Raw genomic sequence first — 13153 nt, forward strand, 5'->3', positions numbered from 1 at the left:
AAAGATACTATTCTACCATATAATAGCCTTTTTGGTTTTAGAAGTAATTTTCTTTTTTTCTTCAGGAGAATTGATAAAATTGTTAGTGCCAGAAGAGGGTGTCTAAAAAGTATGTTCAATGTCATATTGAGCTTGTCGAAATATTTTTAAAATACTGATACTCAATGTTGGTTTCGACAGGTTGAATGCTGAGCGTAGTCGAAGTGCTCAACCTGACAAATCAAATTACTAAGACTTTTTAGACACCCTCTTATTTAAACCTGTTTGGGGTAGCTTTTCTTTTCATAGCAGTTCTTATTGTATTTCTAATTAATAGAAAAAAGTTTAAAAAGCATTGTTCTTAATCTTTCAAAATAAGGTGTAAGAACCTGTTTATGGATTTACTTAATTTGTGTTTTGAATTTTCAAAAAATAGATTGTTGCAGCTATTTCACCTTAACAAAGACAATTTGATTTACTATTAAAAGCTTATTTGTCTTCCTCTAAAAAATCTTTTAAACTACTGGTAATAAATCGATTCCAGGTGGTAGAGCATACCTCATAACACTCAATATTTGGAGTCAATCCATTTTGATGGAACTTAATCAAGCTTTTTCCATTTTGTTCTTTTATTTTCCAATGTAGTACATGGCCTATCCACTCTTTGTTAAAATCAGGTTCACCACCAATACATTTCCAAATGAGCTCGTGATTAGGGGTGTGTTCTATAATCTTAAAAGTCCACCAATAACCATTTTCAAATTGAATGGTAAAGTGACCACCAGCTTTAAATTCTGAATTACTTATGTTTCCCCACCATGAATGGAGCCCCTCGTTTAAAGCAAAAAAGATGCTTTCTGCATTAGTACTAACTTCTAATTGTATATTGTAGTTTGCATCTTGATCTTCAAGATTTTTTAATTTAATAGCGTTATCCATTTTTTGGTGTGTTTAAATAATTTTCTAAATCTTGCAGCGAATTATCCCAGAATTGTGAGTAAAACTGAACCCATTTGCTAACCTCTTTTAATGGTTTGGCATTGGCATTACAAAATCGTTCACGCCCGTTTGTGTTGATATATACCAAACCAGCTTCTTCCAGTGTTTTTATATGTTTTGTCACCCCTTGTCTGCTAATATCAAATTGACTTGATATTTGCGTAATAGATAGTGCTGAGGTTGCAATAACTAAGGCGTGAAAAATATCACGCCTTGTCGGGTCTGCAATGGCCTTGAATAATTTGGTTATTTTATCCTGCATTGACTAGTTGTTTTAAATAATCTGTTAGTTCACTTATACAATTGTCCCAACCGCCGTTAAAACTTTCAAACATATGTACGGCAGTCTCTCCTTCGTAATTAGAAATACCAGAGTGTTCCAGGTATAATTTGGTACCATCTTCAGTAGGCTCCAATTGCCATGTTACTGTAGTTTCCACTTTCATTTCGGCAACTATCCATGTATAAACTAATTTGTAGGGATTAGACTCTTTAACTTCTCCGCTAATAACGGTGCAACCTTTTTCGTTGGGCTCTGAAGTAAATGTATATTTATACCCTTTTTCAGCTTTAAAATCTGCTTGAATAAACCAAGCAGAAATTTCTTCAGCTTTAGAAATGGCATTCCATACTTTGTCTATAGGGTGCTTGAAGACCTTCTCTTTTTTTATAACATCATTCATAATTATTTCGATTTTTTGGTTAATATGCAACTTTTCGGTTGCTAAACTAAAACAAATATTTTTAATATGCAACTTTTTGGTTGCTTAATATGAGTTTGATTTAAGTTGTTATTGAATAAAGTACTGATTTATATATGTCATACCAATTTGAAACATGCTCTTTTTGGTAAATATGTAATAAAAACTGGTTGGGTATTTTGAGTTTAAAAGGGCTCTTGGAGCTAGTTCGAGGGGTTTTTATAAAAAAGCTTATATCGAGAACTAACCTAGGCACTAAAATTCTTATTTTCGATACAAATTTCACTCATTTCACTCGTTAAGTTCATTTGGATTTGGTAGAATTTTATCAAAATATGTGACAGGTTACAATAGCTTAACTATTGAGTTTAGTGGTGTTCAAGAAAATATAATAGTGCTAAACAATATTGATATAAATAAAACAAATTGTTACCTTGTAAGCTTTAGGAAATATTTTGACTAATTTTGTGTAATAAAAATAAATATAAGAATTAAAACATAAATATTATGGCATTAGAAATCACAGATGCGACGTTTGAAGAAACTGTATTAAAAAGCGATAAACCAGTATTGGTTGACTTTTGGGCTGCTTGGTGTGGACCTTGTAGAATGGTTGGACCAATTATTGAAGAAATTAGTGGAGAATACGATGGCAAAGCCATTGTAGGAAAAGTTGATGTAGATGCAAATCAAGAGTTCGCTGCAAAATATGGTGTGCGTAACATCCCTACTGTTTTAGTTTTTCAAAACGGAGAGGTTGTAGGTAGACAAGTTGGAGTAGCACCAAAAAATGCATATACAGAAGCTATAGATTCACTTTTATAATTAGATATATAAAAAAAGAAATTGAAAAGGTTTGTCATGATGGCAAACCTTTTTTTATTTTAGATAAAACAAAAATTAATAAATTTAAAAAGTACATTTACAAAATGTATTTTTTAAGATTTTTAATGAAAGAGCGAAGCGGTTCTTCGTGTTCTCATTTTTATTATTAATTTTAAAATCAATAAAATTTAAACGAGCAAAAAATAGAAAAAGATATGAGTGAACAAATAAAAGTACAGGATGTTATTGATAGCAAATTGATAGAAGAACGGAAAGTGTTTTTGTGGGGGCAAGTTGATGATGATTCTGCCAAGCATGTTATAGATCGCCTTATGTATTTGGATGCATTGGAAACTAAAGACATTCATTTGTACATTAATAGTCCAGGTGGTTATGTAACATCTGGCTTTGCTATATACGATTGTATAAAATCCTTAAAAAGTGAGGTGTCAACAATTTGTACAGGGTTTGCTGCTTCAATGGGGTCTTTAATATTATCTGCTGGAGAAAAAGGAAAACGTTTTATACAACCACATGCACGTGTTATGATTCATCAGCCTAGTGGTGGTGCTCGTGGGCAAGCAAGTGATATAGAAATTACAGCAAAAGAAATTATAATAACTAAAGAATTGAGTGCTCAAATCTTAGCCGATAATTGTGGTCAAACCTTTGAAAAAATAATGAAAGATTTTAATCGTGATCATTGGATGGGAGCCGATGAGTCTGTTGCATATGGTATTGTTGATAGTGTGATTTAAAACTAAAAATATTGGAAGGTGATGTTAAGATAGATTGCCTTTAATCCTAGATTTTATGAATTTACAGCATGAACTTAATAAGGCTAGTGGGTTTAAAAACTTAGAGCTGCTCGCAAAGCAAGTGGTGGAAGGTTTTATTGCAGGGATGCACAAGAGCCCGTTTCATGGATTTTCAGCCGAATTTGCTGAACATAAAATCTATAATCAGGGAGAGAGCACGCGTCATATAGACTGGAAACTATTTGCTAAAACAGATAAGTTGTACACCAAACGCTATGACGATGAAACGAATCTGCGTTGTCATATTATTATAGATAACAGTAGCTCTATGCACTATCCTAAAATGGATTCGTTTTCTATTGAAGGATTAAATAAAATAGGCTTTTCAGCTTTGGCTTCCGCCTCTTTAATGTATATTTTAAAAAAGCAACGCGATGCGGTTGGTCTAAGCATTTATAGTGACGATTACGATTACTATGCACCAGAAAAAGGTAGCGAACGTCATCACCAAATGTTGTTAAATCATTTAAGTGATGCTGTGATTTCTAAACCTTTGAATAAAGAAACGGAGACCTATAAATATTTACACGAAATAGCAGAAAAGATACATAGACGTTCTATGATATTTTTGTTTACTGATATGTTTCAAACATCAGAAGATGAAACGAGGTTATTTGAAGCCTTACGCCACTTAAAATACAACAAACATGAAGTGGTCTTGTTTCATGTATTTGATAAAGACAAAGAGTTGGTTTTTAATTTTGATAATAAACCCAAACGCTTCATTGACGTTGAAACAGGTGAGTATATTAATTTATATGCCGATACGATAAAAGATAATTATAAAAAAAATGTAAGTGATTATTTTGAAGCTTTACGTTTAAAGTGTGCGCAGTACAAGATTAAATATGTTGAAGCAGATATTAATAAAGGATTCAATAACATATTGACAACATACATGATAGAGCGTCAAAAGTTTGTATAGGTTACGCATAACAATTTAAATTAAAACTTTAGTGCAAAGTCTCAAAAGCATGCTTTTTTAAAATAAAATTTAAAAAACTTAAAAAAACATTTGAGATATAAAAAAAGGCGTGTATATTTGCAACCGCAATAAAGCAACGGTCTGGTAGTTCAGTTGGTTAGAATGTCGCCCTGTCACGGCGAAGGTCGCGGGTTCGAGTCCCGTCCAGACCGCGAAAATTGCAAAAGAAAAGCTCTGAGAAATTAGGGCTTTTTTTGGCAATTTAAAGAAGTTGTGTTGTTCGCGCCGTAGGCGTGATGTAGTAATACCAAATTTATTTGGTATTCCAATGAGAAGCTTTCCTTTTTTCTGTGAAGAAAATTGGGATGCTTTTTTGTTTTAGCTTATATCTTTCTTCAATAGCATGTGACTTTTTATTATAACCTGTGTCTTATTATTAAACTTACATTATAAAACCCTATTTTAAGATGGCAAAATTTGAAATTTACAAAGACAAAAGAGGCGAATTTAGATTTAGATTAAAAGCTGGCAATGGGCAGTCTATCCTAGCTAGTGAAGGTTATGCTGCAAAATCTGGCTGTACCAATGGCATTGAATCTGTAAAGAAAAACTCGACAGACGATGCTAGATACGAACGCTTAGAATCTAAAGGAGGTAGTCCTTATTTTAACTTAAAAGCTTCAAACGGACAGGTTATAGGAACCAGTGAAATGTACTCATCTACAAGTGCTATGGAGAATGGGATCGCTTCAGTAAAGAAAAATGCGTCAGAAGCTAGTATAGACGATTTATCATAGATATTTATTCATAATTAGATTGTTTAGGCTGCAAGGAATTGCAGCTTTTTTTTGCTTTCAACTCAAGATATGCCTGTTTTATACAACTTAAAACGAAGGAAAATGAAATATTACGTTGTATGATTTTTTTTATTAAATTTAAGGAATAGAAATAATGATTAATTTAAATTATTGAATTGGTTATGAAAAAAGTGATCTTATGTATTACTGTTTTAGTTTCAACACTTAGCTATACACAAACCAATAATTCGAAGTTTGTTTATGGAGGGGAGGGCTTGGTTCCTAGAAGTTTCACCGTGGAGGTAAAAGGAATGGATAGAAACGAACTGCTACTAAAAGCTAAAGCATGGCTTGATGAAAAATTTGAGGATTCAAACGATGTTATTCTCAAAAATGATAGCAAAAGCAAGACTTTCGATGACGATGATGTATACGATGACGATGAAACAGGGAAAGCCAAAAAAAATGAAAAGATTCGTTTTAACGGTTTTACAGATAATGCCATATGTTTTGGCAGAGGGGATAATTACAGTTGCGAAGGGGTGGAATATATTATAGAGCTAAGATTTAGAGATGGCGATTATAGATTCAAGCCCATAAAACTAACTTACAAAACGGCTTCAAATAAAAAAAGTCAAAAAATAGGTTTAAAAAAGCACAAGTTTTATTCGAACGATGGGAAAATAAAAGAGGGTTATGAAAAAGTTTCTTCGCAAATAGAAACCCTGCTCAATAATTTAAATAAAAGCCTTTTAAGTTATTTAACCAATAGGGATCAGGAAGACGAGTGGTGATTATTCGTAAACTGTTATTTTAGAATGACCTGTGTTATCTCTGCAACGATCTTATTTGATAAGGTTGCCCAAATCTACTGAGTTTTCCACAAATGTCAAAAAATACAATTTTGCCTTAGGTGTGTCTTCTAGCCTTTTGAATAAGCTATAATAAACAGAAATATTTGTACTAACTTTAGAACGATTTCTACACCCATTTTATAGTAAGTTAGATTAGTTTTAGTATCTAATTGACTTTCAAAGTGAAATACTATTTATTTCCCCTATTACTCATTTTAATAGCCATTGATTTTAGCTTTTCTCAAGATAAATCACCCACAGAAACATATTATAAGTTGTTCGATTCATATTTTAATTATAAGAATTATGAAGTTTTTAATGGTTTGGAGTATGTAGATGAGTTCCCAGAATTAATAAGAACAAAAGAGACTAATAATAAATTTTATGATTCGTACGATTTTATAAAAGGGCTCATTGTTTATAATGGGGAGCCATATTACAATTTAGAAATAAAGTATGATTTATTTAATGATCATGTGCTTTTGAAGTATTTAAATAAAAAGATAAATTATTTAAAACTCAATTCTAAGATGGTTTCTCAATTTAGACTAAAAGAAGACAAGTTTGTAAGACTGAAAAATAATTTGGCATTAAACAATTTTTACAGAAATGGTTTTTTTAAGGAAGGGTATAAAGGAGAAAGATTTTCGCTATATGTAAAGTATAAAAAAAATAAACAGGAAGATTTAAATCAAGGAAGGGTTGTTTACATTTTTGAGGAATACAAATTTTTTTTTGTGTGCTATATGGGTGCACTTCATAGAATAAATTCTAAAAAAGATATGCTAAAAGCTTTTCCTTTTAGAGAAAAAGAAATTCGAACATTTTATAAAAATAACTCTAGCCTGTTAAAGAGTAGTAAAGAACATTTTTTCATAAGACTTGTGAAATATCTGGATACTTTAAATCATATAAATACAAACGAGTGAAATGAATACAAAGAGAATATTTGGAATTATTTGTTTTTTCGTTTTTTTTTCTCAAATAGTTTTTTGCCAATCTAAAGAAAAAGTTTCTGTTGCTTTTGAAAATATCGGAATAACCGAGGCTTTATTAGAATTAGAAAACATATCTGAATACCAATTTTATTTTAATAAAGATTGGTTCAACGATTTGTTGATTTCAAAATCATTTACGAATGCTGATATTGAAGAAGTTTTAAGCGGGATTTTTGAAGCATCTTCAATTAATTTTTTCATTTTAAATAATAAGGTCATTCTAACCAAGAATAATGTGATTAGAGATAAAGTGTCCTTGAATTATTATGATTATAAGGATGATGAAAATATGGGGCAAGATTATAAAAAGGCTCCCGTACTACAAAAACAGTATGTTAATGCAGTTAAATCTAAAAACATTGAAATTTTTCATATAGGTAAAGAAGATGCAGGGTCATCTCAAAAAATCTTTACCATATCTGGATATATTAAAGACGCTAAAACTAAAAAACCAATAGAAAATTTAGTCGTATTTGTCCAGGGGACATCTATTAATACAATAACCAACAACCTGGGGTACTACAATATTAAGGTGCCTGTCGGATTTAGTATTTTAGAAATAGCCTCAATGTCCTATGGTAAACAACAAAAACAAATAGTCGTTTATGGTGATGGTATATTAAATTTTGAATTAGATGAAGATATTGAAGAGTTGGAAGAAATAGTTATTGAATCTGATAGAGATAAAAACATTAAAAGTGCTAATGTTGGAGTAACCAAAATATATGTTGAAGGAATTAAAAATATACCATTAGTTCTTGGTGAAAGAGATGTTCTAAAAGTTGCAACAACAATGCCAGGTATAAAAACTACAGGGGAAGGAGCTTTGGGGTACAATGTTAGGGGCGGGAAGGTCGATCAAAATTTGATTCTTTTTGATGATGCGGTAATTTATAATCCGTCTCATTTTTTCGGGATATTTTCGGCTATAAATCCTTTTGCAACAGGGAGTGTCGATATTTATAAAGGCAGTATTCCTGCAGAATTTGGTGGGCGATTATCTTCTGTAATAGATATTTCTACAAAAGAAGCAAATACAAAAGAACTTTCTGGAGAAGGCAATATTGGTCCAGTAACTGGGAATTTATTAGTGGAGGTTCCAATTATAAAAGACAAAGCTGCAGTTTTGGTAGGAGGTAGGGCTACTTATTCAGACTGGGTTCTAAAATCAATTTCCGAGGAGTCTATAAAAAATAGTAAAGCTTCGTTTTACGATGCTGTACTAAAATATAACCATAAAATTAATAATAAGAATTCATTACAGGCAACAGCTTATTACAGCGAGGATGCGTTTAGTATAACTTCAGATTCTGTTTATAATTATAGTAATAGATTGGCCTCCATAAAATGGAATCATGAGTTTAATGATAAAAATATGGCATCGGTTCAGTTGGCGACTAGTCAATACAAATTCAGCATAATTTATGATGGTATATTTAATAGAAATTTTGATTTTGGTTATGGTATTAACGAAACCCAATTAAAACTAAAGGCGCGATACTTGCGAAACAAAAAGCATAAGTTTACTTATGGTTTAAGTAGTAAGTTATATAGTATCAAACCAGGAGATATCAACCCGTTAGGAGAGGAATCCGTTATTGAAAGCAAATCTGTAGAAAAAGAAAAGGGACTGGAGTCGGCTGTTTTTATCTCGGATTTATTTGAAGTTAATAAGAAATTACTTTTCGACCTAGGTTTCAGATATTCTTTTTATAAAGCGTTAGGGCCAGACAGTCAGAATGTTTATGCTTTAAATGTACCGCTAAGTTCAGAATCGGTTACGGAAACAAAACAATATGGTAATAATGAAATCATAAAAACATACGGTGGTTCGGAATTCAGATTTTCAGCAAGGTATTTTTTATCACCTACCCTTTCAGTAAAGGGTAGTTACAATAAAACAATTCAATATTCTCACTTACTGTCTTCTAATACAACTGCATCTCCAGTTGACTCCTGGAAATTATCAGATTTAAATATTGAGCCCCAAAGGGCAGAACAGTATGCTTTAGGAGCATTTAAAAATTTTGATAATGGAATATATGAGATAAGTATAGAAGGGTATTATAAAAAAATGAAAAATCTTTTAGATTTTAAAGTTGGTGCCGATTTACTACTCAATGAAGATATTGAAACAGAACTATTGCAGGGAGAAGGTAAGGCCTATGGTATAGAATTTTTACTGAAAAAGAAAAAAGGAAAATTTAATGGATGGTTGGGATATTCTTATTCCAGAACATTGGTGAAATTAGATAGTGAATTCTTAACAAATCAAGTAAATAAAGGAGATTATTTTTCGGCCAATCAAGATCGGCCTCATGATGTTAGTCTAATATCAAACTATAAATTAACCAAACGTTATAGCTTTTCTTTAAATTTTAATTATCAGTCTGGAAGGCCTATTACATATCCTGTAGGCAAATACAGTTATAATGGAACGGAACAATTGTTATATAGTGATAGAAACAAATTTAGAGTACCAGATTATTATCGACTAGACCTTGGGGTTAATATTGAAGGGAACCATAAAAATGTAAAGCTTGCACATAGTTTTTGGAATATTTCTGTTTATAACGTTTTAGGAAGAAATAACCCATATTCAGTCTTTTTTGTAAATGAGGAAGGAGAAGTAAAAGGTTATAAATCGTCCATTTTTGCTATTCCTGTACCTACAATAACTTATAATTTTAAATTTTAAAATGAGATTAAATAAAAATATATTGTTACTTGTTTTGGTCATTAACTTTAGTTGTACCGAACCATTTAAACTAGTCACTGAGTCTTTTGAGGATGTTTTGGTAGTTGAGGCCACGATAACTGATGAGCTGAAAACGCAAAAAATAAAAGTTTCTCGTACATATAAATTAGAAAGTGATATCCCTGTTATTGAAGAAACAGCAGAAGTTAAAATAGTAGATAGCAACAATAATGAATACGATTTTAAGCATGAAGGCGATGGTGTCTATAATTCGGTACGGAAATTTCAGGCTGTAGAAGGTGTTTCTTATAAATTATTTATAACAACATCAGATGGGAAAGAATATGTTTCTAATGAAGAATTGTTAGCTCCAAAAGCAGAAATGGATCTATATGCAGAATCATTTAATTTGAATGGCGAAATAGGGGCACAGGTTTTTGTTAATAGTTACGATAATTTGGGTAAAGCCAAATATTTTAGATATGAATACGAGGAGACCTATAAAATTGTGACGCCATACACTATTACTCAAGATGCTTTGGCTACTAATATTACTGGTTCTGGGTTGAGTATAAGATATGATATAGAATTCGTTCCTAGACCTTTAAATAGGAACGTTTGTTACTCTAGTAATTATTCAAATAAAATTTTAATCACAAATGTTAACGGATTAAATGAAGATAAAATATCTAGGTACCCGATTCGTTTTTTGCCTTCTGGGAGCCATTTGTTAAGAGAACGGTATAGTATTTTAGTAAAACAATATGTGCAATCTGCAAATGCAAACAATTTCTATAAAATACTAAAAGAATTAGGTTCTGATGAGAGTTTGTTAATAGACATTCAACCAGGGTTTATTCAAGGAAATATTTTTCCCAAACAAAACCCTGAAGAGAAAGTTATTGGCTTTTTTGATGTCTCTTCGGTAACATCTAAAAGGATTTATTTTAATTATGCAGATTTCAATTTTAAATATCCAGGTTATTTTTTTTCGTGTGATCTTACCACATTGAATTATAACGCTGGTGGAGAGAAAAGGCTAGCTTTATATTATTTGATGGTTGGTATTGGTCATTTGTACCTCACTGGAGGAACCCCAGAAAGCCCTTCTCTTACATTTGTTTCATTACGATGTGGAGATTGTACTACGTTTTCTTCAAACATAAAACCAGAATTTTGGGAAGATTAATAAAATATTTAGCACACATAAGCATAATTATATTGTGCTTATCTCATCATATTGCTTTTGGCCAAGTACAAAGCGATATTCAAGATATCATGATAAAAACAATCCCAAAAGAAAAAGTAGTTGTGCACCTCAATGATAAATTGCTGCTTACTGGGGATACGTTTTATTATAAAGTTTTTTGTTTATCAGAGCAAACAAATCAATTAAGTGATATAAGTAAGATAGTATATGTCGAATTAATAGGAGAAAATAGTAATGCTTTATTTAACCAGAAGCTCAAGTTGGTAAATGGTATGGCAAGTGGCGATTATTTTATATCATCTGATATTAAAACTGGTAACTACAAACTTATTGCTTACACTAAATGGATGATTAATAATCCTCAAAACTCTTTTTTTGTTAAAGATATTTACATTATTAACCCTTATATACCAACCTCGAATTTATTAAAAAACACGTCTGAAAATGATAAATCAGTTAAGATTCAAATTAGAAAAACAAGAAGTGTTCAATCGGGAATCACCAAAAATGTTGGCGTGCAATTGAAAACAGATTTTGATATATACAAACCTAGAAGTAGGGTTTTGTTAGAATTAGATAATACGTTTGGAACATCGATGTACGGTAACTATACCGTATCTGTTAAAAAGATAGACTCGGTAGAGGTAGAAACCGCTAATAGTGTTGAATTAAAAAAGGCTATTAATACAACTAATACATTTTATTTGCCAGAACTTAGAGGAGAAATTGTATCTGGATATGTTGTATCTAAAGATCATGATTCAGTGATACCAAACAAAATAGTTGCTCTGTCTATTCCGGGTAAAAATTATGTATACAAAAATGTATTAACCGATAAATTTGGCGTGTTTTATTTTAATTTAGATGAAAGATACACTAATTCTGAATGTGTTTTACAAATTTTAGATCCCGATAGAAATGATTATAAAATAGTTTTAGACGGTTCTCAATTTAAATATTTTGGGACATTAAAATTTCAAAAGATTCAATTAAGTTCAAATATTCAAAATTGGGTACAAAATCAAAGTATTTATAATCAAATTGAGAACGCCTACAGTGCCTCTAAATTAGACAGTATATTGCCTCTAAGTTTTTTAAAACCATTTTACGAAAAACCTAGTATTACTTATGTGTTAGATGATTATAAACGTTTTTCAACACTAAAAGAGACTTTTACCGAAGTAATTGAAGGCGGATTTGTAAGGAGGCATAAAGGGGTGAATAAATTAATAGTTCGTAGAAATAATGTGTCTACATTTAACCCTTATGATGAGCGGGATCCATTAATACTTCTAGACGGCGTGTTAATTCAAGATAGTGAATACATATTAAATTACGATGCTTCAAAAATAGAAAAAGTGAGTTTGGTAAAAGAAATTTACTTTTATGGACCGAGCATATTTAACGGGATTATTGACATAACAACAAAAAAGGGAGATTTTTATTTGCCACCTAAAGTTGATGGTATAAGTTACTTAAATCTAGATATTCCTAAAGAAAGAAGAGAATATTATCAACCTAATTATGACAATAACGGACAGATGTTAAAAAGAATTCCTGATTATAGGAGTCAGTTATTATGGGAACCAAACATTGATTTAAAATCTAAATCCAAGTCAATTGAATTTTATACATCAGATCTAGAGGGTACATTTGAGATACAGTTTGAAGGCTACACATTGAATGGAGCCCATGTAAATTCAAAAAGTTACTTCAAGGTAAAAAATTAACTTAAAATAACCCATTTATTTCTGCATCGATCCTATTGATAACGTTACCCAAATCCTCTGGGTTATCCACAAAGTTTAAGTCATCCACATCGATAATTAATAACTTTCCTTTGTCATAGCCATGAATCCAGGCCTCATAGCGTTCGTTCAACCGACTTAAATAGTCTATGCTTATGGAGTTTTCGTAATCACGGCCGCGTTTGTGTATTTGGGATACCAGATTAGGAATAGAGCTGCGTAAATAAATTAATATATCGGGACCTTGAACTAAAGATTCCATTAAATCGAAAAGCGACCTGTAGTTTTCATAATCACGGTTAGTCATAAGACCCATCGCATGCAAGTTTGGTGCGAAAATATGAGCATCTTCGTAAATGGTTCTATCTTGAATAATGTCTTTGCCACTTTGGCGAATTTGTAACACCTGACTAAATCTACTATTTAAAAAATACACCTGTAAATTGAAACTCCAACGTTCCATTTGGTTATAAAAATCATCTAAGTACGGATTGTCAACAACATCTTCCAGTTGTGCTTCCCATCTATAATGTTTTGCTAATAGTTTAGTAAGCGTGGTCTTTCCGGCACCAATGTTTCCAGCAATAGCAATATGCATAAT

13 protein-coding genes and 1 tRNA gene are annotated in these 13153 nt (G+C 31.4%); 10 read left to right on the top strand and 4 right to left on the bottom strand.

What is annotated here, in order from left to right; genetic code table 11:
- Nucleotides 1-468 precede the first annotated feature (468 nt).
- From HHX25_RS06095 to HHX25_RS06105, 3 genes are read right to left on the bottom strand one after another with little or no spacing between them, the layout of a single operon-like run.
- Nucleotides 469-918 (bottom strand): SRPBCC domain-containing protein, encoded by a 450-nt coding sequence (locus HHX25_RS06095; protein ID WP_169671256.1) that lies wholly within the window; start codon nucleotides 916-918, stop codon nucleotides 469-471.
- The gene (locus tag HHX25_RS06100) at nucleotides 911-1240 is read right to left on the bottom strand and encodes an ArsR/SmtB family transcription factor (protein ID WP_169671258.1); all 330 of its coding nucleotides are present in this window, start codon (nucleotides 1238-1240) and stop codon (nucleotides 911-913) included. Before HHX25_RS06100 ends, HHX25_RS06095 begins: the two co-directional genes overlap by 8 nt.
- Complete coding sequence (locus tag HHX25_RS06105; protein ID WP_169671260.1) at nucleotides 1230-1661, bottom strand: SRPBCC family protein; 432 nt, start codon at nucleotides 1659-1661, stop codon at nucleotides 1230-1232. The genes HHX25_RS06100 and HHX25_RS06105 overlap by 11 nt, the downstream gene beginning before the upstream one ends.
- A 525-nt stretch (nucleotides 1662-2186) precedes the next feature.
- Here HHX25_RS06105 and trxA point away from each other — a divergent pair.
- The 10 genes from trxA (at nucleotide 2187) to HHX25_RS06155 (ending at nucleotide 12534) form a co-directional block, all read left to right on the top strand.
- Nucleotides 2187-2504 (top strand): thioredoxin, encoded by a 318-nt coding sequence (gene trxA, locus HHX25_RS06110; RefSeq protein ID WP_169671262.1) that lies wholly within the window; start codon nucleotides 2187-2189, stop codon nucleotides 2502-2504.
- 215 nt (nucleotides 2505-2719) lie between these two features.
- Nucleotides 2720-3262, top strand: a complete 543-nt coding sequence (locus HHX25_RS06115; protein WP_169671264.1) for a ClpP family protease — start codon at nucleotides 2720-2722, stop codon at nucleotides 3260-3262.
- 55 nt (nucleotides 3263-3317) lie between these two features.
- Nucleotides 3318-4247 (top strand): DUF58 domain-containing protein, encoded by a 930-nt coding sequence (locus HHX25_RS06120; protein WP_169671266.1) that lies wholly within the window; start codon nucleotides 3318-3320, stop codon nucleotides 4245-4247.
- Nucleotides 4248-4385: 138 nt separating this feature from the next.
- Nucleotides 4386-4459: transfer RNA gene (locus HHX25_RS06125), tRNA-Asp, on the top strand.
- Nucleotides 4460-4714: 255 nt separating this feature from the next.
- The gene (locus HHX25_RS06130; RefSeq protein ID WP_169671268.1) at nucleotides 4715-5044 is read left to right on the top strand and encodes a YegP family protein; all 330 of its coding nucleotides are present in this window, start codon (nucleotides 4715-4717) and stop codon (nucleotides 5042-5044) included.
- A 182-nt stretch (nucleotides 5045-5226) separates the two neighbouring features.
- Complete coding sequence (locus HHX25_RS06135) at nucleotides 5227-5838, top strand: hypothetical protein (protein WP_169671270.1); 612 nt, start codon at nucleotides 5227-5229, stop codon at nucleotides 5836-5838.
- A gap of 242 nt (nucleotides 5839-6080) precedes the next feature.
- Complete coding sequence (locus HHX25_RS06140; RefSeq protein WP_169671272.1) at nucleotides 6081-6827, top strand: hypothetical protein; 747 nt, start codon at nucleotides 6081-6083, stop codon at nucleotides 6825-6827.
- Between the two features lies 1 nt (nucleotide 6828).
- Complete coding sequence (locus HHX25_RS06145; RefSeq protein WP_169671275.1) at nucleotides 6829-9594, top strand: TonB-dependent receptor; 2766 nt, start codon at nucleotides 6829-6831, stop codon at nucleotides 9592-9594.
- 1 nt (nucleotide 9595) lies between these two features.
- Nucleotides 9596-10783, top strand: coding sequence for a DUF4249 domain-containing protein (locus HHX25_RS06150; RefSeq protein WP_169671277.1), 1188 nt, complete (start codon nucleotides 9596-9598; stop codon nucleotides 10781-10783).
- Nucleotides 10771-12534, top strand: a complete 1764-nt coding sequence (locus HHX25_RS06155) for a hypothetical protein (protein WP_169671279.1) — start codon at nucleotides 10771-10773, stop codon at nucleotides 12532-12534. The genes HHX25_RS06150 and HHX25_RS06155 overlap by 13 nt, the downstream gene beginning before the upstream one ends.
- Nucleotide 12535: 1 nt before the next feature.
- On the opposite strand, the gene HHX25_RS06160 is transcribed toward HHX25_RS06155, so the two are convergent.
- Nucleotides 12536-13150, bottom strand: coding sequence for a deoxynucleoside kinase (locus HHX25_RS06160; RefSeq protein ID WP_169671281.1), 615 nt, complete (start codon nucleotides 13148-13150; stop codon nucleotides 12536-12538).
- Between the last annotated feature and the right edge of the window lie 3 nt (nucleotides 13151-13153).

The organism is Flavivirga algicola, assembly GCF_012910715.1.
GTDB lineage: Bacteria > Bacteroidota > Bacteroidia > Flavobacteriales > Flavobacteriaceae > Flavivirga > Flavivirga algicola.

Bases quoted from the DNA above. Each gene is read 5' to 3' on its own strand.
- HHX25_RS06150 (WP_169671277.1), top strand. From the start codon at position 9,596: ATGAGATTAAATAAAAATATATTGTTACTTGTTTTGGTCATTAACTTT.
- HHX25_RS06135 (WP_169671270.1), top strand. From the start codon at position 5,227: ATGAAAAAAGTGATCTTATGTATTACTGTTTTAGTTTCAACACTTAGC.
- HHX25_RS06095 (WP_169671256.1), bottom strand. From the start codon at position 918: ATGGATAACGCTATTAAATTAAAAAATCTTGAAGATCAAGATGCAAAC.
- HHX25_RS06120 (WP_169671266.1), top strand. From the start codon at position 3,318: ATGAATTTACAGCATGAACTTAATAAGGCTAGTGGGTTTAAAAACTTA.
- trxA (WP_169671262.1), top strand. From the start codon at position 2,187: ATGGCATTAGAAATCACAGATGCGACGTTTGAAGAAACTGTATTAAAA.
- HHX25_RS06145 (WP_169671275.1), top strand. From the start codon at position 6,829: ATGAATACAAAGAGAATATTTGGAATTATTTGTTTTTTCGTTTTTTTT.
- HHX25_RS06105 (WP_169671260.1), bottom strand. From the start codon at position 1,661: ATGAATGATGTTATAAAAAAAGAGAAGGTCTTCAAGCACCCTATAGAC.
- HHX25_RS06115 (WP_169671264.1), top strand. From the start codon at position 2,720: ATGAGTGAACAAATAAAAGTACAGGATGTTATTGATAGCAAATTGATA.
- HHX25_RS06100 (WP_169671258.1), bottom strand. From the start codon at position 1,240: ATGCAGGATAAAATAACCAAATTATTCAAGGCCATTGCAGACCCGACA.
- HHX25_RS06130 (WP_169671268.1), top strand. From the start codon at position 4,715: ATGGCAAAATTTGAAATTTACAAAGACAAAAGAGGCGAATTTAGATTT.
- HHX25_RS06160 (WP_169671281.1), bottom strand. From the start codon at position 13,150: ATGCATATTGCTATTGCTGGAAACATTGGTGCCGGAAAGACCACGCTT.